The sequence below is a fragment of the Acinetobacter sp. NS-4 genome (genome assembly GCF_037402435.1).
GTDB lineage: Bacteria > Pseudomonadota > Gammaproteobacteria > Pseudomonadales > Moraxellaceae > Acinetobacter.
In genome coordinates, this window is sequence record NZ_JBBEUE010000010.1 from 43,184 (window position 1) to 66,215 (window position 23,032).

At 41.9% G+C, this 23,032-nt stretch carries 19 protein-coding genes; 7 read left to right on the plus strand and 12 right to left on the minus strand.

Annotation, left to right across the window (positions count from 1 at the left end):
- Positions 1 to 31 precede the first annotated feature (31 nt).
- Positions 32 to 913 carry a permease gene (locus WAE57_RS09535; RefSeq protein ID WP_337710402.1) on the plus strand — a complete coding sequence of 294 codons (882 nt, stop codon included), beginning with the start codon at positions 32 to 34 and terminating at the stop codon, positions 911 to 913.
- A gap of 146 nt (positions 914 to 1,059) precedes the next feature.
- On the opposite strand, the gene rdgB is transcribed toward WAE57_RS09535, so the two are convergent.
- Positions 1,060 to 1,686: an RdgB/HAM1 family non-canonical purine NTP pyrophosphatase gene (gene rdgB, locus WAE57_RS09540; protein WP_337710404.1), complete on the minus strand. Its 627-nt coding sequence runs from the start codon at positions 1,684 to 1,686 to the stop codon at positions 1,060 to 1,062.
- A gap of 121 nt (positions 1,687 to 1,807) precedes the next feature.
- On the opposite strand from rdgB, the gene WAE57_RS09545 reads away from it, so the two are divergent.
- Entirely contained in the window at positions 1,808 to 2,251 is a 444-nt protein-coding gene (locus tag WAE57_RS09545; RefSeq protein ID WP_337710406.1) for a GNAT family N-acetyltransferase, read from the plus strand.
- Positions 2,252 to 2,288: 37 nt separating this feature from the next.
- Here the strand turns inward: WAE57_RS09545 and WAE57_RS09550 are convergent, their stop codons facing one another.
- The 9 genes from WAE57_RS09550 to WAE57_RS09590 all read right to left on the minus strand — a co-directional run bounded on the left by WAE57_RS09550 (position 2,289) and on the right by WAE57_RS09590 (position 14,318).
- Positions 2,289 to 2,876, minus strand: a complete 588-nt coding sequence (locus WAE57_RS09550) for a tetratricopeptide repeat protein (RefSeq protein ID WP_086175818.1) — start codon at positions 2,874 to 2,876, stop codon at positions 2,289 to 2,291.
- Positions 2,873 to 3,466 carry a methionine biosynthesis protein MetW gene (gene metW, locus WAE57_RS09555; RefSeq protein ID WP_174558499.1) on the minus strand — a complete coding sequence of 198 codons (594 nt, stop codon included), beginning with the start codon at positions 3,464 to 3,466 and terminating at the stop codon, positions 2,873 to 2,875. Before metW ends, WAE57_RS09550 begins: the two co-directional genes overlap by 4 nt.
- Complete coding sequence (locus tag WAE57_RS09560) at positions 3,466 to 4,626, minus strand: homoserine O-acetyltransferase (protein ID WP_337710411.1); 1,161 nt, start codon at positions 4,624 to 4,626, stop codon at positions 3,466 to 3,468. Before WAE57_RS09560 ends, metW begins: the two co-directional genes overlap by 1 nt.
- A gap of 101 nt (positions 4,627 to 4,727) precedes the next feature.
- Complete coding sequence (gene leuA, locus WAE57_RS09565) at positions 4,728 to 6,425, minus strand: 2-isopropylmalate synthase (protein WP_337710413.1); 1,698 nt, start codon at positions 6,423 to 6,425, stop codon at positions 4,728 to 4,730.
- 266 nt (positions 6,426 to 6,691) lie between these two features.
- A complete protein-coding gene (locus WAE57_RS09570; protein WP_337710415.1) occupies positions 6,692 to 7,798 on the minus strand; it encodes an alpha-hydroxy acid oxidase in 1,107 nt (368 codons plus the stop codon).
- A complete protein-coding gene (locus WAE57_RS09575) occupies positions 7,795 to 8,478 on the minus strand; it encodes a Fe2+-dependent dioxygenase (protein WP_337710417.1) in 684 nt (227 codons plus the stop codon). The genes WAE57_RS09570 and WAE57_RS09575 overlap by 4 nt, the downstream gene beginning before the upstream one ends.
- Before the next feature lie 110 nt (positions 8,479 to 8,588).
- Positions 8,589 to 10,838: a catecholate siderophore receptor Fiu gene (locus WAE57_RS09580; RefSeq protein WP_337710419.1), complete on the minus strand. Its 2,250-nt coding sequence runs from the start codon at positions 10,836 to 10,838 to the stop codon at positions 8,589 to 8,591.
- Positions 10,839 to 11,208: 370 nt separating this feature from the next.
- Positions 11,209 to 11,892, minus strand: a complete 684-nt coding sequence (locus tag WAE57_RS09585; protein ID WP_337710421.1) for a Fe2+-dependent dioxygenase — start codon at positions 11,890 to 11,892, stop codon at positions 11,209 to 11,211.
- Between the two features lie 110 nt (positions 11,893 to 12,002).
- Positions 12,003 to 14,318, minus strand: coding sequence for a TonB-dependent siderophore receptor (locus tag WAE57_RS09590; protein WP_337710423.1), 2,316 nt, complete (start codon positions 14,316 to 14,318; stop codon positions 12,003 to 12,005).
- 621 nt (positions 14,319 to 14,939) lie between these two features.
- Here WAE57_RS09590 and tig point away from each other — a divergent pair.
- The 4 genes from tig to WAE57_RS09610 all read left to right on the plus strand — a co-directional run bounded on the left by tig (position 14,940) and on the right by WAE57_RS09610 (position 19,457).
- Positions 14,940 to 16,271 (plus strand): trigger factor, encoded by a 1,332-nt coding sequence (gene tig, locus WAE57_RS09595; RefSeq protein ID WP_237787997.1) that lies wholly within the window; start codon positions 14,940 to 14,942, stop codon positions 16,269 to 16,271.
- 326 nt (positions 16,272 to 16,597) lie between these two features.
- Positions 16,598 to 17,203 carry an ATP-dependent Clp endopeptidase proteolytic subunit ClpP gene (gene clpP / locus WAE57_RS09600; protein ID WP_086198326.1) on the plus strand — a complete coding sequence of 202 codons (606 nt, stop codon included), beginning with the start codon at positions 16,598 to 16,600 and terminating at the stop codon, positions 17,201 to 17,203.
- Positions 17,204 to 17,230: 27 nt separating this feature from the next.
- Entirely contained in the window at positions 17,231 to 18,541 is a 1,311-nt protein-coding gene (gene clpX / locus WAE57_RS09605) for an ATP-dependent protease ATP-binding subunit ClpX (RefSeq protein WP_237787996.1), read from the plus strand.
- 202 nt (positions 18,542 to 18,743) lie between these two features.
- Positions 18,744 to 19,457 (plus strand): DUF2846 domain-containing protein, encoded by a 714-nt coding sequence (locus WAE57_RS09610; RefSeq protein ID WP_237787995.1) that lies wholly within the window; start codon positions 18,744 to 18,746, stop codon positions 19,455 to 19,457.
- Positions 19,458 to 19,511: 54 nt separating this feature from the next.
- On the opposite strand, the gene WAE57_RS09615 is transcribed toward WAE57_RS09610, so the two are convergent.
- A complete protein-coding gene (locus tag WAE57_RS09615; RefSeq protein WP_337710429.1) occupies positions 19,512 to 21,035 on the minus strand; it encodes a fumarate hydratase in 1,524 nt (507 codons plus the stop codon).
- A 645-nt stretch (positions 21,036 to 21,680) separates the two neighbouring features.
- On the opposite strand from WAE57_RS09615, the gene WAE57_RS09620 reads away from it, so the two are divergent.
- Positions 21,681 to 22,292, plus strand: coding sequence for a class I SAM-dependent methyltransferase (locus tag WAE57_RS09620; protein ID WP_337710430.1), 612 nt, complete (start codon positions 21,681 to 21,683; stop codon positions 22,290 to 22,292).
- A 160-nt stretch (positions 22,293 to 22,452) separates the two neighbouring features.
- Here the strand turns inward: WAE57_RS09620 and WAE57_RS09625 are convergent, their stop codons facing one another.
- Positions 22,453 to 22,977, minus strand: coding sequence for a hypothetical protein (locus WAE57_RS09625; protein ID WP_337710431.1), 525 nt, complete (start codon positions 22,975 to 22,977; stop codon positions 22,453 to 22,455).
- Positions 22,978 to 23,032: the final 55 nt, after the last annotated feature.

The window sequence follows — 23,032 nt, forward strand, 5'->3', positions numbered from 1 at the left end:
TAAACTTCTGCTTCAATTCAATTTGCAATCCATGGCACTTATCCTTCCACTCATCTCGTTTCTTATTGGATATTTGGGTGTCAATGTATTAAAGCCGATTCGCCCGATAATGGCCGCTATGCTGGCACGCCTGCTGATCCCATTGATTGTGATTTACAACATGGTGTTCTATCAGCAGGGGAGTTTGTGGCTGATCGGTTTTAGTATCTGTAGTTCACTCTTCCTGTTTGGCCTGTTCTATGTTTTTTCCCGAGATAAATTACGTGCACTGTGTTTTAGTTATTTAAACGGTGTCTGGCTCGGTTTCCCATTTGCTTTGGCATTGTTTGGTCCTGAAGCCTTAAATACCATTGTTGCCTTATATATCGGTGGTTCTCTATTTGGAAATGTTAGTGCGGTCGTGGCAGTCAGTCCTGATAAACAGGATCCAAAATTTATTGTTAAAAATATGCTGAAATCACCGCCGGTGATGGCACTGACGATTGCCGGGATTCTATCCTTCTGGGATTTTAGTGCTTATGAATCTCACCCAGTCATTCAGTGGGGCTATCAGGCCAATAAGGTTCTGGTGACTTTTGCCGGGATGTGTATTTTGGGGATGTGGCTGAGTAAAGTCAGGATTCAACTAAGCGATTTAAAGCGAAGTCTGCTGCTGATTAGCGGTCGTTTTATTCTCGCTTTAGGTTTGGTAACAGGAGCCTATTTGTTTTTACCTATTCCGCATCAAGTACTGAGCTACGCTGTTATGATGATGTATTTCCTACTTCCACCCGCAGCTAATATTGTGGCGCTTGAAACCCATTATCAGGGCACAGGATATTCAGCGAAATATATTGCGTCGGGTACGATTGCGAGTGCGATATTGATTGGCGTGTATGGAGTGGTGTTACATAGCTTAGTGCCGAATTTATGATTTATGACATGTTTAGAAGAGTTTTGAAAGTTCTCTCTCCCTTTGGGAGGGAGTTAGAGAGAGGGTTTTGAAAGATTAACCTCCCCTTGCGAAGCTGAACTTCTCATCCCTCCTGAGAGGAGGGAGAACTTTATTGAGAAGTTTTTTTAACTTTCTAAACTCGCCTTAAATAAATGCATCGCCTGACCACGGTGACTAATTTTATTTTTATCTTCTTTTGATAATTCTGCACTAGATACATTCAGTTCAGGCAACCAGAACAATGGATCATAGCCGAAACCATTTTCACCGCGAGCCGCTTCTAGTATTTCACCCGTCCAAATACCCTGGAAAACTTGTGGCAGTGGATCTTCTGCATGTTGAACCAATGCAAGAACACAAACAAACATGCCTTCAATTACTTCGCCTTCTTTACGAAGCGGTTTAAGTCGGGCTAACAGCTTTTCATTATTGGCGGCATCATTGCCATGTTCACCGGCATAACGTGCAGAATAAATCCCTGGTGCACCGCCCAGTACCGGAACGCAAATTCCTGAATCGTCAGCTATGGCTGGTTTGCCTGAAATCTTAGACGCATGACGCGCTTTGATAATCGCATTTTCAACAAAGCTTAAGCCGTCTTCAACAGCATCTTCAATATTCAGTTTGCCTTGTGGAATGACTTCAACAGGAAGATTGAGTTCTGCAAACATTTTTTCAAATTCGGCAATTTTACCTTTGTTGTTGCTTGCAAGAACGAGGGTTCCTTGAGATAACCAGTCTTGAGACGCCATTGTTGTGCTCTTTGTATCAATAAATATAGTGTTATTTTAACGGATTTTTAGTTCCTAATTTGCTTCAGCGCTGCTGATTGTAGGTTTGAATTAAATAATAAGAAAATTAAGGAAATAAATTGTGATTAGAATTGCCGAGTTGTCAGATAGTGTAGACATACAGCAGCTGATTCAGCCCTATATTTCTGACTTTGCTATTCATGCAGAAGGCGAGCAGAAATTTAGCCAGTCTGCTTTAGAACGGTTATTACAACAAACAGAAGTCCATTATTTTGTTTATGAAAGAGCAAGCAAAATAATTGGTGTAATCGCTTATAGAGAACCAACGCATCTGGTTCATTTTTTTGTAGATCAGGCTTATCAGGGGCAGGGGATTGGACGATTATTATGGAATTATCTGCTGCAAAGGCTGGAAGATGGTAACCCTCAGCAAGTGAGTGTAAATTCGAGTTGTAATGCTGTTGCTGTGTATAAAAAATTTGGTTTTGAATGTATTTCAGGTGTCTGTGAGTTTGGCGGTTTGCGCTTTATTAAAATGCTTCGGCTCAAATCATCCTGTGCATAAAAAAGCACCCGCAGGTGCTTTTTAGAATCAGGCAGAATTACTGTGCCTGAATCCACTTGTCCGCACGGTCACGTGCCTGACGAATCTGTTCTTGGCTCAAGTTGGCAGCCAAAGCGGTTTTTTTGCCTTCAGAAAGGGAAATAACTTTATTGTCGAGCATGCCGTCACGGGTAGACAATTCATACCACTGGTATGCACCAACATAGTTTTTCTTTTGCTCTTCCATCCTGGCTAGATTGAAGCTGGCACGGTTATCGCCACGGCTTGCTGCTTTTTCAAAATATTTACGTGCCAAAGCTTCATCTTTTTTGGTGCCAATACCATCCGCCAGCATACGACCCACATTCAGCTGGGCGGCGGTCAAGCCATTGTCCGCAGCGGCTTTGTACCAGGTAAAGGCTTGCTGCTCATCTCTCTGAACATCCTTGCCGTATTGATATTTGGTACCAAGATAAAATTGTGCAGCGGGTTGACCGGCTTTAGCGGCTTTGGTCAGGTTGTTGATATCCATAACAGAATACTGCGCAGCCTGGCTTGAAACCGAAGCTGTAGGTGCAACATATTCTGCATGGGCTTGAATGCTAAACAGTCCAACGAATAGTGTGCTTAATAATATTTTTTTCATAGTGCGCTCACTCGATAAATAGCGACTTCACCAAACAGATTCGGGATATGTTTACTGAGTAAACTACCTTGCTGATCCCCATTCACGGCGAGTCGATTAATAATCCGGATATCGTTTTCGGCACAAAGTGCTTCAAAATCACGGAAAGTACATAAATGAATATTTGGCGTGTTATACCACATATACGGTAATGCTTCTGAAACAGGCATCATCCCTTTTAATGCCAAGAAAGAACGGGTCTTCCAATGCGCAAAGTTAGGAAAGGTAATAATGGCCTGTTTCCCCACACGCACCATATCACGCAATAATACGTCCGGTGCATCTACAGCCTGCAAAGCCTGTGCCATCACCACATAGTCGAAGGACTGGTCTGCAAAGCGGCTTAAACCGAGGTTCAAGTCTTGTTGGATAATATTTAACCCTCGACTGACTGCAATTGCAATCTTTTCCTGATCAATTTCTAGGCCATATGCACGAATATTGTGCTTTTTGCTCATATGTGCCAGCAGTTCACCATCGCCACAACCTAAATCCAGTACGCTGGAATCGGGTTTAATCCATGTTTCTGCCAGTTGATGATCGATACGCATTACACAGTCTCCTTAGGTGTGGCTTCGAGGTGTTCTACACCACCTAAAAATGCACGTAATGATTTAACGTAAAGCGGAATCGGGAACAGGAACGAGTCGTGACCCTGTTCGGCATCAATATCGACATAGCTTACCGGTTTATGGTTGCTGATCAGTGCATCGACAATTTCTTGTGAACGTTGCGGGGTAAAACGCCAGTCGGTAGTAAATGAAACCACCAGAAATTTACATTGGGTATTTGCCATGGCTTTTTTCAATGACTGCTCATACTCGCGTGATGGGTCAAAGTAGTCCAGCGCCTTGGTCATAATCAGGTAGGTATTGGCATCAAAGTTACGGCTGAACTGCTCGCCCTGATAACGCAAATAACTTTCGACCTGGAACTCAACGTCAAAACCGTACATAAATTTGCCCGACTTCAAGTCACGGCCAAATTTCTGTTTCATGGCTTCTTCAGAGAGGTAGGTAATATGACCGACCATACGTGCCAAAATCAGCCCGCGTTTCGGATAGCTGTCATTTTCCAGATAACGGCCATTATGGAAGTCGGGATCAGACAAAATGGACTGACGCGCCACTTCATTAAAGGCAATATTCTGTGCCGATAGTTTCGGTGCACTGGCAATAATCACGCATTTTTTTAAACGCTCAGGATAATCCACCGACCATTGCAAAGCCTGCATGCCGCCCAGAGAACCGCCAATAATGGCATACCAGACATCAATGCCCATACGGTCAGAGAGCAGGGCCTGGGTTTTGACCCAGTCACGCACGGTGACCAGTGGGAAATCCGGTCCATAAGGACGGTTGTCATTTTCAGGGTTCGGCGAAATCGGGCCGGTCGAACCGCTGCAACCGCCAATATTGTTTAGTGCAACCACAAAGAACTTAGAAGTATCAATTGCTTTGCCTGGTCCAATGCATGCATCCCACCAACCGGGTTTGCGGTCATCTTCATGATGATAACCTGCCGCATGGTGATGGCCTGAAAGCGCATGACAAATCAGAATTGCATTGGATTTGTCGGCATTGAGTTCGCCATAAGTTTCGACCATGAGCTCAAAACGTGGAAGAATTCGATCACATTCGAGCTCTAACGGCTCTTCAAAAATAAACTTTTGCGGGGTAACTAAGCCCACTGAATCAGCTGGAAAAGACACAGGAAATTTTCGCCTTAAATCTTTAGGATCAATAAATAAAAGGATACCACTAGCGGGTATCCTTCTAAAGTCATTTTAATGCTAAATATTATTGCTAATACTTATACCGCAGCAGCAATCACCTGATCGGTACTTAATACACCTTGCTCAATCAAGCGGTTGGTGCAGGCAATAATCGCTTCGATAGATGAGGTCACAATGTTGTCATGCATTCCGGCACCAAAGGCTGATTTACCGGTACCTTTGACCTGAAGCTCAACCAAGGCCAATGCTTTGGCATTTGCACCAGAACCAATACTGCGTTCTTCATAGTTCAACACGTCAATTGGCAACTGTAATGCATTCAAGATTGCAGAAATCGGACCGTTACCTTCACCACGCAAGTGTTGAACTTCGCCGTTTACTTCAATATCCAACTCAATGACCTGATTGCCATTTTCATCTGATAATTTGTAGTTTTTGGCCGAGTAATGAGCATCTTTCGCTGCTACATAAGTGTCTTTGAACAAGGTCCAGATGTCTTGTGCAGAAACTTCTTTGGCTTGCTCGTCAGTCACCTGTTGAACCACTTGCGAAAACTCAATCTGTAAGCGACGCGGCAACACCACGTTGTAGTTCGATTCCAACAAGTAAGAAATACCGCCTTTACCTGACTGTGAGTTAACGCGAATCACCGCATCATAGTCACGGCCCAAGTCTTTAGGGTCAATTGGCAAGTACGGCATATCCCAGATTTCTTCGTTTTTCTGAAATTCAAAACCTTTTTTGATGGCATCCTGATGCGAACCGGAGAATGCGGTGAACACCAAGTCGCCGGCATATGGGTGGCGAGGGTGCACTGGCAAGCCTGTACATTCTTCAACAGTGGCAATAATTTCGTTGATGTTGGAGAAATCCAAGTGAGGTGCCACACCTTGGGTATACATGTTCAAGGCAATAGCTGCAACATCGACGTTACCGGTACGTTCACCATTACCAAACACACAACCTTCAACACGGTCAGCACCGGCCATAATCGCCAATTCTGATGCTGCAATACCGCAGCCACGGTCATTATGGCAGTGTACAGAAATGATCACGCCATCACGACGCTGAATGTTGCGGTGCATCCATTCTACCTGGTCGGCATAAACATTTGGACCTGAAACTTCAACAGTGGCTGGCAAGTTCAAAATCACTTTATTCTCAGGAGAGGCTTCCCAGATTTCAGTCACTGCATCACAGGCTGCTTTTGCCACTTCCAATTCAGTTGCAGAGAAACATTCCGGGCTGTACTGAAAAATAAATTCAGTTTCAGGATATTGCGCTGCATATTGTTTCACTTTTTGTGCAGCATTAATCGCTAACTGACGTGCACCTTCCACATCCACGTTCAAGACTTTTTGACGGAAAGTTGGAGAGTTTGAGTTATAGATATGCACGATGGCACGTTTTGCACCGACCAATGATTCGAAAGTACGCTGAATCAAATGATCACGTGCCTGCACCAATACTTCGATGTAAACATCATCCGGAATATGGTTTTCTTCAATCAATTTTCGGGTAAAGTCAAAATCAATTTGCGATGCAGAAGGGAACCCAATTTCAATGTGCTTGAAACCGATTTTCACCAACATCTGGAACATCTTGAATTTTTGATCCATATCCATAGGTTCAAAAATGGCTTGGTTACCGTCACGAAGGTCGGTGCTCATCCAGATTGGCGCTTTGGTAATTTCATTATTCGGCCATTGACGGTCTGGCAAGTCGACACGTTGGTACATGCGACGATATTTTTTACTTGGATCAGCCAACATCATGAGGTAACTCCTTGTGTAACATGGGTTGCTTAAAGTCGTGGATAACGGCAACCTGTTACTTATATAGATTGTGTCTATTCTAGCAATTTACAAGTCTGACACTGGAAGACATTAGTCGAAAGTTGTAATAAAACCAATGCATTATTATGATTTAGTTTTACCGTAGCACTTGTAAATCTATAACTTAATATTAATTCATTTATTCCGAAAATATTTTTCTATTTTTGCATTTAGGGGCTAACTTAAGAAAATATTTTTCACCAATCTTATTTATTGTGGAAAATATAATCATTGTTGATGTCTTTTAGCGTGGCTGTTCCCATTAATGCCATGGTAATTTCAAATTCTTCCTTCAATATTTTAATCACATGCGCCACACCTAATGCCCCCGCAGTTGCCAGCCCATAAATATAAGGACGACCGATTAAAACCGCGGAAGCGCCTAGCGCAATAGCTTTAAATACATCTGAACCACGGCGAATCCCGCCATCGTATAGCAGTGGGAAATCGGCCGGCACCACTTTTTTAATCATTTGCAATGCGGTGAGTGGCGGAATGCAGGTGTCTAACACACGACCGCCATGATTGGATACAATCAGGCCTTGTACGCCGTGCTGTATGGCCAGCAGAGCATCCTGCGGATTGACGATCCCTTTTAAAATAACGGGTAATGAGGTCTGTTGAACCATCCAGGCAATATCCTCCCAGGTGGGTGCAATTTTCATCAAACCATTAAATATGGGATGATCTCCCTCATGCAGTTCAGGCAAGGGAATATGCGCCGCTGTATGCGGATGCTGCATGCCTTCAGGTAAATGAAAGAATACCCGTCGTTCACGGTCTCGGATGCCGGTATGCGGTGAATCCACGGTAATCACCAGGGCTTTAAAGTTTTGCTGTTCGGCCAGTTTTACCAGCGCCAGCGATTTTTCCCGGTCACCTTGCCAGTACAGCTGAAACCATTTGTATGGATTTTCCTGTTTCAGTTGACGCATGTCGGTATTGCTGAAAGTGCTCAGAACCATATTACTACCAAGCACTTCTGCTGCCAGTGCGGTTGCTGCTTCAGCTTCAGGATGGAACTGTTGCTGGTGTCCAATCGGGGCCAGAAAAATCGGGTGCGGATATTCCTGCCCTAAAATTTTACAGCGGGTATGACCTTGAGTCAGGTCTGTGAGCATTCGGGGCAATAAGTGAATTTGTTGAAACTGATCCAGATTGTCGCGAACACTGACCTCATCCATAGCACCGCCCTGCAAGTACTGCCAGACCATATCGGAAAGATGCTTTTGTGCCTGAATTTCATAATCGGCGATAGTCTGTAAATAGGGCGGAATCTGCGAGAGGGGAGCAAGGGGAGCAACGGTTTTCATAGGTCTCCCCATTGGCGTAATAAATTATGATAGTGACTGGTCAAACCCAGAATTTCTTCGTTATCGCCAATCTGCTGGCGTAATTTAATAATGTTCATATCCAGGTTAAACAGCATGCTGCGCTGCCAGTCATCTTTGACCATGCTTTGTATCCAAGTGCATGCCGCAATCCGCTTGCCTTGGGTCACCGGTTCCACCCGATGTAAGCTGGTCGCCGGGTAGAGTATGGCATCTCCCGCATCGAGCTTGACTTCATGGCTGCCATAATTGTCTTCTACAATCAGTTCACCGCCTGCATATTCATCGGGTTCAGATAAAAATACGGTGATGGAAACGTCAGTCCGAATGGCTTGTCCGATGCTGCTGGAATATTGCACGGCATTATCGACATGATTGCCATAATGCCCCTGATCCTGATAGCAGTTAAATAAAGGCGGAAGAATATGTTTGGGCAATGCCGCAGATTTGAGCAGGATGTTGTGTTGTAAGGCCTGAAGAATTTTGGCCGCAAAGGATTGATAAGCAATGCTGTTGGGATCAATCTGCAAATTATTTTTAATTTTTTGAGCCTGAAAGCCGGCGCTGTGCTGACCCTGAATCCAGGCCTGACTGTTATCTAATTGTTGTCGTAGCTCGGCAACCTGCTGTTTGCTCAGAATTTCAGGAATATGTAACATCATCAGCTTGATCTGCATCCCTAACGTTAATTGGACTCAAAATAAATCATGTAGTGCATTAGAGCTCTAATACACTACATTTATACTCAATCTGCTAAGACTTAGCGAATGACTTAAAACTTATAGTTAAAGGTTAAAGCTGCTGAACGCGGTTGTCCTAAAATCACACGACCACCACCATTGTTCAAGGTGCTGATGTATTCCTTGTCTGCCAGGTTATAGACATTCAAGTTGACTGAAGCATTTTTATTCAGGCTATAACCCGCCATAGCATCAAATACCACATAGCCTGGAATGTTAGGCATATTCGCCGCTGCCGTGCTATCGGTAATCACACGTTTTTGTTCATCGACATAACGTGCACCCAAGCCCAGTTTAAAGCCGGCAATGTCATAGGTCGACCATAAGCTTGCTGTCCATTCCGGTGACCAGCGTACATTGTTGGTTCGGGTAATTGCTCCTGTGGTTGCATTCACGCTGAGCTGATCTTCTTGTTCAGTTTTCATATGCGCAACCCCGGCAGACACATTCCATGCATCCGTGATTTTGCCCACAGCACTCAGTTCAACCCCTTTCACGGTCGTTTTACCTTGTTGAATGGATTCTTGGGTAATTGCATCCTGGGTAAACTGGTTTTCATTTTCAGTGTAATAGGCAGCAGCATTGAGTGCCAGTTGATCATTCAACACATCCCACTTGGTGCCAATTTCATAGTGATGGGTTTCTTGCGGTTTTGCTGCAGCACTGTTAATCCCGTCTGCTGAAAGGCTAAAGTTGGCACTTCCCGGAGGAGTCAGAGATTTGGCATAAGAAGCATATATGCTACTTTTAACTGTAGGTTTAAATAATCCTCCCAGTTTCCAGCTGACCAGGGTGTCATGGGCACCAAAACTGGATGGAACCAAGCTGCTGCTACCTGATGGCAGCGTCAAAGCATCATATTCGGTGTCGTAATAGTCGATCCGAACTCCACCATTCAGCTGGAAGCGTTCACCAAATTTAAGCGTATCGAATAAATAGGCGGCAGCTGTATCGGTTTCACCATGGGTATAGCCCCCGTTATACATCAGGCCGGGCATTGCTTCATTGCGATCTGGATTATAAAGATTGGCCCAAGAGGTTGCGACCGTCGCTTGACCCGGCATTTGCGTAGCCATGGTTTTTGTATGTTGCTGTTCTTTTAAGAATTCCAGACCGGCAACCACATCATGCTCAATCGCACCGGTTGTTAAATTCAGGTTCAAGGTGCTCTGGTTAGCCAGAATCTTATTTTCCTGATCGATACCCTGACGTGAACGGTTAACTTCCCAGTCTTTTGGATCAGTTGAACCATTGGTTCTTAAACCTGCTGAACCGGTATTGATCCCGGTTAAAACACGGTTCATACTGGTTTTACCCAAACGGGTGATGTTGGTCAGTTTGACGTTTTCAGCCAGATCACTTTCAATTTTTGCCGTGTACATGTCTGCATCGACATCTTCATGGTCATCGACGTGGCCATAATAATTCTCACGGTTGACTTTAGGTGCTACGGCTAAAGCTGAATCGGCATTGTAGAAACCTGTCATGCCAATGGTCGGAATACCGCCATCCGGAATATTGCGTTGACGAATATGCTGTGAATAGAGATACAGGCGGGTATCGCTATCCAGGCCAAAGGCAATCGAGGGTGCAATCGCCCAGCTGTTATTTTCAATAAAATCGCGGCCTTCAACGCCGCCGTCCTGTCCCATGGCATTTAAGCGAATTGCAATGCCATCATTAATCACCTGATTGATATCAGCAGTCAGGCGGGCATGTTCTGCAGTATTGTAAGTGGCAGAAACTTCACGGCTATTTTCAGTCTGTGGCAGTTTGCTGGCCAGGTTGATATACCCTGATGCTGCACCACGACCGGCTTCCGCACCAGAAGGGCCTTTGACCACTTCAATCTGTTCCACGTTAAAGACATCACGGGTGACCGCACCCAAATCGCGAATACCATCGACATAGGTCGAGGTTTGAGTAGAAAAGCCACGCATTTGAAAAGCATCGCCAGCACTGGTATTGCCATTTTCACCCAGTTGCAGGGTAATTCCCGGGGTGTTTCTTAAGGCTTCAACTAGGGATGTTGCACCTTGTTCTTTTAATAATTCTTTTTTAATCACTGAAATGGTTTGCGGGGTATCGACCAGCGGCTGAGTATATTTTTGGGAACTGAGGCTATCGGCTTTATATTTATTTTCCGCTTTAGATTCCACGGTAATGGTTGGCAGCTGGGTTACACCATTGCTGGTTGCTGCATGAGTCATAAGCGGGAACGATGCCGCTAATGCAACCAGTTGAGCGTTTCTGTGGTGTTTACGGCTTTTGATTTGTGCCATGGTCGGTAATCTCTGGTTTCGTATATGACAGAATTCCAATACTGTTTTGCAACTTTTGAGGTCAGTAATCTGGAACTAAAAGTGAACATATTGTTATGGGTTGTAACAATGGTGTAAATATTAATGATAATTATTATTATTTGCAATAAGTTTGTATGAGATTGTCAGGCTTTATTTGAAATGTTGCTTAAAAAAGCGCAATGGATGTGCTTAATCCAGTGCGCTAATGAACAAGAATGATGATTATGCTGTGATTTTTTACTGGCTCACAATGAAATGCTTAACTCTACTGCTGGGTTTTTTACGAAATTAAACCCATATCAGCCGCAATTCTGCATTTAAGCTATTCATTTTTTATGGCTTTAAAAAATCAGAGTTCAGCCCATTTGCGCATTAAATTATGATAAAGATTGGTCAGCTTGATGACTTCTTGATACTGATCGCCTAACTGCATACGCAAGTTCTGAATGGACTGGTCTAGGTTAAACAGCATGTGGCGTTCTGCATCATCACGAATCATGCTTTGTACCCAAAAGAATGAAGCGAGACGGCAGCCGGAGGTCACTGGCGTGACTTCATGCACACTGGTGGAAGGGTAGAGAATCATATCGCCTGCAGGTAGTTTAACCTCATGGTAACCATAGGTATCTTCTACCACCAGGTCACCGCCTTCATATTCCTCTGGTTCACTCAAAAAAACTGTGCAGGACAAGTCTGTACGCAGGCGCTCATTACTGCCACGGATCCGGCGAATTGAATTATCGACATGAAAACCAAAAGCTTCATTGTTTTCATAACGGTTAAACAGCGGTGGAATAATGTCGAGCGGAATGGCCGCAGATAAAAATAGCGGATGTTGCCCCAATGACTCTAGAATAATGGTACTTAAATGGTGAGTGAGGGGATGATCTTCAGGCAGTTGCTGGTTTTGTTTAACAGTTGCCGAAAGCGTGCCGGCTGTGACCTTACCATTGCCCCATTCAATTTTATTCATTTCTTCACGGAAATATTGGACTTGTTCTTTGCTCAGGACGTTAGGAATATGATGGATCACGGCAATATACCTTTGGAAGGATGAATTCTTTTAGCTATAAAAATAGCCTCATTATGAGGCTATTTTAAATCAAACCCCATAAATAAATTATGGGATTTTTAAAGTCGATTTTAGTATTTGAAGTTTAGAGACAATACTGCGCTACGGCCTTCCGCTTCAGTGGCATAGTGAGATGCATAAGCTTTAGTGAAATAGCGTTCGTCAGACAAGTTGTTTAGGTTAAGTTGTAAATCAACGTTTTTGTTGACGTTATAACGTGCCATAGCATCGTAACGTACATAACCTGGAACAAACTTGGTATTAGCAGCATTACCGTAGACTTTATCCATTGCAGTTGCACCACCACCCAGTGTTAACTGTGGTAATACTTGATAAGTTGTCCAAAGGGTTGCGCTGTTTTTCGCAACGTTTTGAACTTGTTTGCCATCATTTGTACCAGCACCATCATCAACCAATTCACTATCTAAATAAGTATAACCCGCAGAAACTGCCCATTTATCCGTGATGTTACCGTTTGCACCAAGCTCAAGACCATCGACACGAGTTTCACCAATATTACGCGTGAAGCCATCAGAATCTACTGCACGGGTATTGGTTTTTTCGGTACGGAAAATCGCGGCAGTTAAGTTCAGCTTGTCATTCAGAACATCCCACTTGGTGCCTAACTCCATAGTGCGGACTTCTTCAGGTTTTAGATTGTTGAGGTAATTTGCCTGTTCTAGGCTAGTAGAGCCGCTTTGATTGCTGAATGATTCAGAACCATCACCTCCATCAACACCGACCGGATTCGCTGAAGTCGCATAGCTTGCATAAATAGAGCCATTTTCTACAGGTTTGTAAGTAATGCCGGCTTGATAGTTGAAGAAATCATTGTCATTTTCTGCTTTGCGTACAGTGCCTGGGGGAACAACAGTATTTTTACTACCTGCAATCATGGTTTGCTGGGTATCAAATTTGTCCCAACGTACACCCAAATCTAAAATCCATTGTGGATTGAATTCAATACTATCCAAGAAATAAACCGATGTTGATTTACTTTGAATATTGTACTGATCAGCCCCCTCTGTGCTAATAGAGCCGTTCCATGGGCCTCGGTTTGGGTTTTGTACTGAAGTACACCAGCCCGAAGCAATATCAGTAGCATTACAGGCATTATGTGCATTACCTGTCGCGTTTAGACCATCAATAATGTATTGGGTACGGTCAGTTTCCTGATCTGAGTACTCTGCACCCAGGTTAAAGCTATGCTGTAAGGCACCCGTATTAAACTTGCCGGTTAAAGCCAGCTGGTCAGTAAAGGTATTGGTATCAGCTACACGTGAGTTGGTACGTGCCCAAACGTTACCTATTAATTCATTTGTAAAACCAGCTTTGTTATAGAAATTACCCTGAGAATCATCCGGATTAGTCCATAGATAATCATTTTTAGAATTGCTATAAACAGCGGTATTTGAAATGGTTAGATTGTCAGTCAGGTCATGTTCAAGTTTAATCGTAGCAGACTGGTTTTCCTGTTTCTGGAAATCACGGTCTTTCCAGCCGTAATATTTACCCTGTTTCACATCGATAGGCTTACCATTTCCATTTAATGGTCGGTAATCAGTCGCCCCGGCACTTGGCGCACCGAAAGGGTTGTTATAAGGAATACCAGAATCCGGAATATCATCTGTCTTTAAGTAGTAATAGCTTAAAGTTGCACGGGTAGGGGTGTCTAAACCAAAGCTAATGCTTGGTGCAATCCCGGCACGTTTGTATTCAGTACCATCCGCCTGACCGGCTTTTTCATTGTGATGGCCCATCACTGCAACACGAGCAGCAATACCGTTACCAAAATCTTTGTTGCCATCTAAAGTAATACGTTGGTAATTATCTGTACCTGCGCCAATAGAACCTTCTAATGAGTCACCTTTTTTAGCAACTTTAGAAATCATGTTGATGCTACCGCCAGTAGTACCTGCACCACCCATTGCAGATGCAGAACCTTTGGTCACTTCAACCTGTTCTACTGCAAACATTTCACGGTTTTGCGATGTCGCATTGCGTACACCGTCTATATACATCGAACTTTCAGAGTTATAACCACGAATAAATGGACGGTCACCATTCGGGTTACCACCTTCACCAGCACCTAGAGTAATCCCCGGTACTGTACGCAAAGCATCGCTTAAAGTTGTCACTTGAGTATCTGCAATCAGCTGTTTAGAAATAACAGAAACTGATTTAGGCGTATCAAGCAAAGGAGCAACGAACTTGGAGTTTGCAGATTTATCTACTTTTAAACCTTGAGTTGTTTCTGCTTCTGCTTGAGCATGAATAGTGTCAAGCTGAGCAACCTGATCTTGTGCAATTGCATTAGCTGCCATCATTGAAAGTGATGACACAATCGCAGAAGATACGATTTTTTTGCGTGTTTTAATGAAGGCCATTTTTAACTCAATATGGTATTGTGAAAATGTATGAGAATAATAATGATTCTTATTTTACATAACTATTAAGTTGAATTGAAATTGGCGATTAAAAATAAACAATTAAGTGTTTATATGGATGGTACAATGTGTTAATATTTAATTAAGTTATTGATAATTATTATTAACTATTAAAACGATCAAGAGAGTGTTATTAATTGTGAATATTGATATCAATTTTTAACATTTTTAACGCAGAGATAGAACAAATTCTTGCATTTTACCCACGCATATTTCATCTCGTGAAAAGCGTATTTTTTAAAACATGATAAATAATTTAAGCTGATGTCGTATTTATAGAGAGATGTTGCAGAAATAGGGGACAAAACCCTATTTATGAATAAGCATCCAAAAGAGAAGCGGGTAAAATAATGAGAAGAATAGACCACACAAATGCAATACGAACAAATTCGGCAAGGTGTTATCTTTAAAAAGATGGGATGAAAGAACAATAAAGCCAGAATTTTATCTAAAAAGCGTAAAATTACATGGTTAAGCCATCCTGTTTTGTATATCTTTCAATGTTGTCATATAATGTGGCACTTTCAAAATTGCAATTACTATTTCTATATCGAGGAAGCCATGCAAGTAACTTCTGAAGCGGTTTCGGGCGTTGCCCGTCGTTTAAATGTATCTGTACCGACGAGCCGTGTGAACGAGCAATTTGAAGCTCGTTTAAAACGCACTGCTAAAACTGTGAAGATCAACGGCTTCCGTCCAGGTAAGGTGCCTTTAAATGTGGTACGTCGTGAATATGGCGCAAGCATTTATCAAGAAGTTGTGAACGATGTAATTCGTGACACAGTATTTGAAGCAATTCAACAAGAGAAAATCAATGCTGTTGGCATGCCAAACATTGAAAAAGTTGAAAACAAAGAAGACGCTCTTGTTTATGAAGCAACTGTAGAAGTTTATCCAGAAGTTGAAGTTAAATTTGACGGTCTGGCAGTTGAGCGTAAAGCAACTGAAGTGAACGACAAAGACGTTGATCAAATGATCGAAAACCTTCAAAAGCAACGTGCTTCTTGGACTGAAACTAAAGGCATGGCTAAAAAAGACATGCAAGTGACTTTCGATTTCGAAGGTACTGTGGACGGCGAGAAATTTGAAGGCGGCGCTGCTGAAGACTTCAAACTTGTTTTAGGTTCAGGTCGTATGATCCCTGGCTTCGAAGACGGCATCGTTGGTATGAAGAAAGGCGAAGAGAAAGTAATTGATGTTACTTTCCCTGCTGACTACCAAGCTGAAAACTTGGCGGGTAAAGCTGCTCAATTCAAAATCACTGTGAAATTAGTTGAAAAACAAAAACTTCCAGAAATTGATGCTGAATTCCTTAAAATCTTCGGTCTAACTGAAGAAGAAGGCGTTGAAAAATTAAAAGCTGACGTTCGTAAAAACATGGAACGTGAAGTGAAAAATGGTCTTCGTAACCAGGTAAAAGGTGCAACTTTTGATGCGCTTGTAGCTGCAAACGAAGTTCAAATTCCTGAAGCTATGTTGTCTCAAGAAATTGACCGTCAACGTCAACAAATGATCCAACAGTTCACTCAACAGTTTGGTGCTCAAGGCGCTAAAGCATTCGATTCAAGCATGCTTCCAGATGAATTGTTCAAAGAACAAGCTGAAAAAGCAGTTAAATTAGGCGTGCTTGTAAGCAAAGTATTGGCTGAATCTAAAATCGAAGTAGATGCAGCTCGCGTTGAGGCTTACATCGAAGACATGGCTTCTTCTTATGAAGATCCAACTGAAGTGATTGAATACTTCAAAAATGACAAACAGCAACGTGCTCAAATCGAAGCTGTTGTTCTAGAAGATCAAGTTGTTGATCACATCTTGGCATCTGCTAAAGTGACTGACACTAAAGTAAGCTACGAAGACTTATTGAAAGAGCAACAAGCTCGTCAACAAGGCTAAGTTTAGCTGATTAAAAAAAGGCGCATCATGCGCCTTTTTTTATTTACAGACTTATAGGGTCTGTTGACATTTCATAAATGGCTTGCGTTGTGAACTACTCGTTTAGAATGACTAAATTTCGTATTTCACGCCTTGTATCGCCTAAAAAATACTCGTAGTCGCAAACATAGACGAATTGTCAACAAACCCTGTTGAACCTCTACTAAATTCACAATGCTTATATAAAAAATATCTGTTATTTAATTGGGAATATTTTGCATTTTCGGCAATTATCCCTCATATTGTGACTATGAGTTGAGTAACAAGAATTTAGGAATAAATAACGTATGTATGTTCCAACAATTGATAACGCTTTAGTACCAGTGGTGGTAGAACAGTCTTCTCGTGGTGAGCGTTCTTTCGATATTTTTTCACGTCTTTTGCGTGAACGCGTTATCTTTTTGACCGGTGAAGTTGAAGACAACATGGCAAATTTAATTGTTGCGCAAATGTTGTTTTTAGAAGCAGAGAACCCAGATAAAGATATACATCTCTATATTAATTCACCAGGTGGTTCAGTGACTGCGGGTATGGCCATTTATGACACCATGCAGTTTATTAAACCTGATGTGGTGACTTATTGTATGGGGCAGGCAGCATCGATGGGTGCTTTCCTGCTGAATGCAGGTGCTAAGGGTAAACGTTATTGCTTGGAAAATGCACGTGTGATGATTCACCAGCCGCTTGGTGGTTTCCGTGGTCAAGCATCAGATATTGAAATTCACGCACGTGAAATTCTATTCATTAAAGAACGTTTAAACCGTTTAATGGCAGAGCATAGTGGTCAAGACTATGAAACTGTTGCCAGAGATACTGACCGTGACAACTTTATGACAGCCCAAGCTGCTAAAGAGTACGGTCTCGTGGATGAAGTGTTAAGTAAACGTCCATAATTTTCAGATTTTTATATTGGAGTGAATATGTCCGACCATCCTCAAGGACAAAAGCATTGTTCATTTTGCGGTAAAACGCAGTCTGAAGTCGGGAAACTGATTGCAGGTGAGGACGCTTACATCTGTAATGAGTGTGTGGACGTATGCTTAGATTTAGTCCAAACCAGTCAGCAAGTTGAATCTGGTGATTGGGCAAGTAAGCCTTTGCCAAAGCCACACGAAATTCGTGCTGCACTTGATCAATATGTGATTGGTCAGGATGTTGCTAAGAAAACGCTTTCAGTTGCGGTATATAACCATTACAAACGCCTAAAAGTCACTCATTCAGGCCATAAGCCTGAAGATGCTGTTGAACTCGCAAAAAGTAATATTCTTTTGGTCGGGCCAACAGGTTCAGGTAAAACTTTACTGGCACAAACTTTAGCGCGTTTGTTGGATGTTCCATTTGCCATGGCAGACGCCACTACACTGACCGAAGCCGGTTATGTAGGGGAAGATGTTGAAAACATCGTACAGAAGCTTTTGCAAAAAGCCGACTATGATGTAGAGAAAGCGCAAAAGGGTATTATCTATATCGACGAGATCGATAAGATTACCCGCAAGTCTGAAAACCCGTCGATTACCCGTGATGTATCGGGTGAGGGTGTTCAGCAAGCTTTACTGAAAATGATTGAAGGTACGGTTGCTTCAATTCCACCTCAAGGTGGTCGTAAGCACCCGCAACAAGAGTTCATTCAAATTGATACCTCAAATATCCTGTTTATCTGTGGCGGTGCTTTCTCAGGTTTAGAGAAAATCGTGCAACAGCGTCAGGAAAAAGGCGGTATTGGTTTCACGGCAGAAGTGAAGAACAAAGACGATACTCAAAAACTGTCTGATTTGTTCCGTCAAGTTGAGGCGACCGACTTGGTGAAATTTGGTTTGATTCCAGAATTTATTGGCCGTTTACCGGTCATTGCAACTTTGGATGAGCTGGATGAAGAAGCCTTGATGCAGATTCTGACTGAACCTAAAAATGCCTTAACCCGTCAATATCAATACTTATTTGATATGGAAAATGTGGATCTGGTATTTGAAGATTCAGCACTGCGTGCCGTTGCCAAAAAAGCATTGGAGCGTAATACGGGTGCGCGTGGCCTGCGTTCAATTCTGGAAAACTCGTTACTTGAAACCATGTATGATTTACCAAGCCGTAGCGATATCGGGACGGTAATTGTGAGTGATGCAGTGATTTCTGGTGAAGCCAAACCGGTATTAAAAGCAGAGCGTCAGCCCAAATCAGAGACTGAAAATGCCTCTAAAGTAGATTTAAAAGTGGTAAATTCTAAATCTGCTTAACTCGCTATTCGTCAGAAACGTGCGGAAAACTGGTGTTTTCGCACGTTTTTTATTTCCAAAAATAAAACGCAATGTTAATCTCAATGATTAGGCGTGGACGCCTAAATAAGATCAACTAACTCAGATCAATGTCGCGATCAATAAGCGAAGAATGAATTTTCAATTGAGTACAAAAATAAAAAATACGCAGTGAGGGAAAATCATGCGTGGAGTCTGTATTGCAGTCTGTGCAAGCTTTATTTTATTGGGATGTCATGGCAAATCTGCTATGGAGCACACTCAGGCTACATCAACCTTAAAACCTGTAGATACCGAACATGAGCCGGGTATGCTGGAACAATATCGTTTTGGTATGTTTACCATTGGTGCTTGGGTCAATCAAAAATTAGGACAGCGCTTTCAGCCGGTACAGGCGCAAAATGATCAGGCAGCCATAGTGTATCTATATCGTCCTGACAGCAAATGGAACCGTCAGGAAATTGTGGCATCGAGTTTATTTATTAATAGTGAACGTATCCCAAGCTTATTAAATAATCACTATTATTGGGTTGAACTACCTGTCGGAACCTATCGCATATCTACCAGTCGGCCTTTGGGTGTGCAGCATTTCCAAAAGCCAAAATATCTGGATTTTACTGTGCAAGCAGGACAGTCTTATTTCATTAAGTATGATGAAGAAAACTTAAGTACTCGTCGTGAAGTTTCTGGACCTTTAATCTTGGTACCCGAAAAATCCGGCTTAAATGAAATTGCCTATACTCAACTGAAGTCCGAAAGTTATAACTTTGTTGCTCTAGATCAAAATACCGGGAAGCAGCGCAAGAAAGCGCAAAAACTGAAACCTGCAAAATATGATCCAGCGGAAGATGTGCAACTGACCCAGCCGTTTAAGATTTGGAATCCACTGACGTGGTAATCGTCTTAATATAAAAAAAGCACCCATTAAGGGTGCTTTTTTTAGCTTGGAATCTTAGTTCGCAGCATCAACTACTGGAATTTTACCAATTTTCGCTTGCCAGATTTTTGGTGCTGTTGCGTGAATAGATGTACCATTGACATCAACCGCTACAGATACAGGCATATCTTCAACTTTGAATTTGTAGATTGCTTCCATACCCAAGTCAGCAAAAGCCACAACTTCAGCTTCACGTACTGCTTTAGATACCAGGTAAGCAGCACCACCCACAGCCATCAAGTAAGTTGCTTTGTTGTCTTTGATTGCTTCAACAGCAGCAGGACCACGATCAGCTTTACCAATCATGCCATACAGGCCAGTTGCTTCAAGTACTTGACGAGTAAATTTGTCCATACGTGTTGCAGTCGTCGGACCAGCAGGGCCAACCACTTCATCGCCCACTGGATCTACAGGGCCAACGTAGTAAATGAACTTGCCTTTAAGGTCTACAGGAAGTTCTTCACCATTATTCAACATATCAACCATACGTTTGTGCGCAGCGTCACGACCGGTATAGATGGTACCGTTAAGCAATAAAGTATCACCTGGTTTCCAAGAGTTCATTTCTTCTTGAGTAATGTTGTCCAGGTCAACACGTTTAGAAGATGAAGAATCCCAAGTTACAGCAGGGTAGTCATCAAGTTTAGGTGCTTGAATATGCGCAACACCTGAACCGTCTAACTGGAAGTGTGCATGACGAGTTGCAGCACAGTTCGGAATCATACCAACGGGTTTACCCGCAGCATGGCATGGGTAATCTTTGATTTTAATATCAAGAACAGTGGTTAAGCCGCCAAGACCTTGCGCACCAATACCCAAAGCATTTACTTTTTCGAAGATTTCAATACGAAGTTCTTCCATCTGGCTTTGAGGGCCACGACGAAGCAATTCGTCCATGTTGATTTCTTCCATCAATGCTTCTTTCGCAAGCATCATGGCTTTTTCAGCAGTACCGCCAATACCGATACCGAGCATACCAGGAGGACACCAGCCTGCACCCATGGTTGGAACAGTTTTCAGTACCCAATCCACGATTGAATCAGATGGGTTCAACATCGCAAGTTTAGATTTGTTTTCTGAACCGCCACCCTTAGCAGCAACAGTAATGTCAACTTTGTTACCCGGTACGAGTTTGTAGTGGATTACCGCAGGAGTATTGTCTTTGGTATTTTTACGGCCAAAAGCAGGATCAGCTAAAACTGATGCGCGAAGTACGTTAGAGCTTTCCAGGTAACCTTGACGCACACCTTCATTGATTGCATCATCCAGGCTCATGGTTAAATCAAATTTAACGTCTAAGCCCACTTCAAGAAATACGTTCACAATACCCGTATCTTGACAGATAGGACGGTGGCCTTCTGCACACATACGAGAGTTAATTAAAATTTGTGCGATGGCGTCTTTTGCGGCTTTGTTTTCTTCACGATCATAGGCACGGCTCATCGCTTGGATGAAGTCTTGTGGATGATAGTAAGAAATGAACTGAAGCGCATCTTTTACCGATGTGATCAAGTCATCTTGCTTGATAATAGTTGTCATATCAAATATCTCTTGAGCGGGCTGTTAGCTAGCGGGCTAAATTATAAGATAAAAAGCAGGTTTTGTGGGCATTTTGAATGCTTTTTGGCCGAAAGTTTAATGGTAAATTTCAGCACAAATGAATGGTCGTTTTTTGAGTGATTTTTGTCATAGAGATGATAAGGGTAATCCTTGTTCCGGGTAAAATGACATTTAAAATATTGATTGACATGGTTTTAATTTTCTTATTGATTTAAGTTTTTGAAAAATAAAATTTAATTTTTCTGTTTTCTTAGTAGGGGTAAGTGAGGCCAAATTGTCATAAATTTGTCCTAAAATTTTTACATCATAAGTGCATCAAATCTCATCTGATAAATACAGACTTCTTGCAATTGTTCCCGTCATTGATTTTTCTTTATATGGTGCAATGATAGGGGTTTGGTCAGCAAGAAGATTAGGCATAGGCTTTATCTTCTTTTTGTATTTTAAATTTTCTCAAAATAAAAACCTTCTAAATCTTCAAATCTTCAAATCTTCAAATCTTCAAATCTTCAAATCTTCAAATCTTCAAATCTTCAAATCTTCAAATCTTCAAATCTTCAAATCTTTAAATCCCGATCTAAATCTGCTTATACTATTGAAAGGCACATTTAGAAAAAACCGCTTATGAAAGATCAATCTGAGTTTGCGAAAAATATTATTAAAATTTATAAGAAACATGCACGTGCATGGACGGAATTACGCGGTCAGTTTCTGTATGAAAAAGCCTGGCTCAATCATTTTCTTTCGCTGATGCCTGAATATGCTCAAATACTGGATTTAGGCTGTGGCTCGGGAAAACCGGTTGCGGCATATCTGATTGAACAAGGTCATGCCGTAGTAGGGGTGGATAGTTCCGAGGGCATGATTGAAATGGCAAAGTACAACTTTCCTGAACAGCACTGGATTCAGGCAGACATGCGTCAACTGGATTTAGGGCAAAAGTTTCACGGTATTTTAGCGTGGGACAGTTTTTTTCATTTGACTCAAGATGATCAGCGCAAGATGTTTGCTCAGTTTTCAAAGTTAGCTGAAACAGGAGCAGCTTTGATGTTCACCAGTGGGCCAAGTCATGGAGAGGCTCTTGGAGATCTGTTTGGTGATGTACTGTATCATGCCAGTTTGTCGCAAGATGAATATCGCCAATTATTGAAAGATCATGGTTTTGAAGTGGTAAAGATGGTCGCGGAAGATCAGGACTGTGCCGGACATACGGTGTGGTTGGCGCAAAAGTTTTGATTAAGTCATGCTCAATAAAAATGTGGAACAATGATTGAATATTGAGCGTGGAACATGATTATTTATCTTAGAAAGCCCAATTAGCATGAGTTGGGCTTTCTAATTTTGGTTAAGTGAATGATTTTTATAAAATAAAAAAGAGCATTTCGTATAACGTGTATTATGTTAATTTTAGTGGAACTTTATAATTAGATGTCGTTGTTGATATATAGCGAATGCCATCATGGTGGACACTATATTTTACGTAGATTGAATATCCACAGTCTAAATTGTACCATTTTTCAGAGTATAGGCTTTCTCTTACATCATCTGGATTTCCCAGAAGATCATGAATTTCAGCCTTAGACATATCAAAGTCAAGTCCTTGGGGAAGTGGTTTTCTATATCTATTAAATCCTTCAACATTTTGATTATAGAAAAAGATTGTATAAAAAAATAAGTTTTTACCTAACATTGGTGTATCACTAAGATGATCTAAGCAACTTGCTTCATCTCGAAATAGTAAACAAATACCTTTTTCTTCATTAGCGATATATAAGGTGTCTTCATCTAAAGGTTCATTGTCCTCATCTAATAAAGGAATATAAAGATTATGTTCTGTAATTAATTGATTACTTAACAAAAAATCGATCAATTCCTTGTCATGATTACTTGTACCCAAAAATTCTAAAAGCTTTTCGGTCATAATATTTTTCTATATTTTCGATTGGTCAATCTTAGAATATATCTCATGAAAAAGT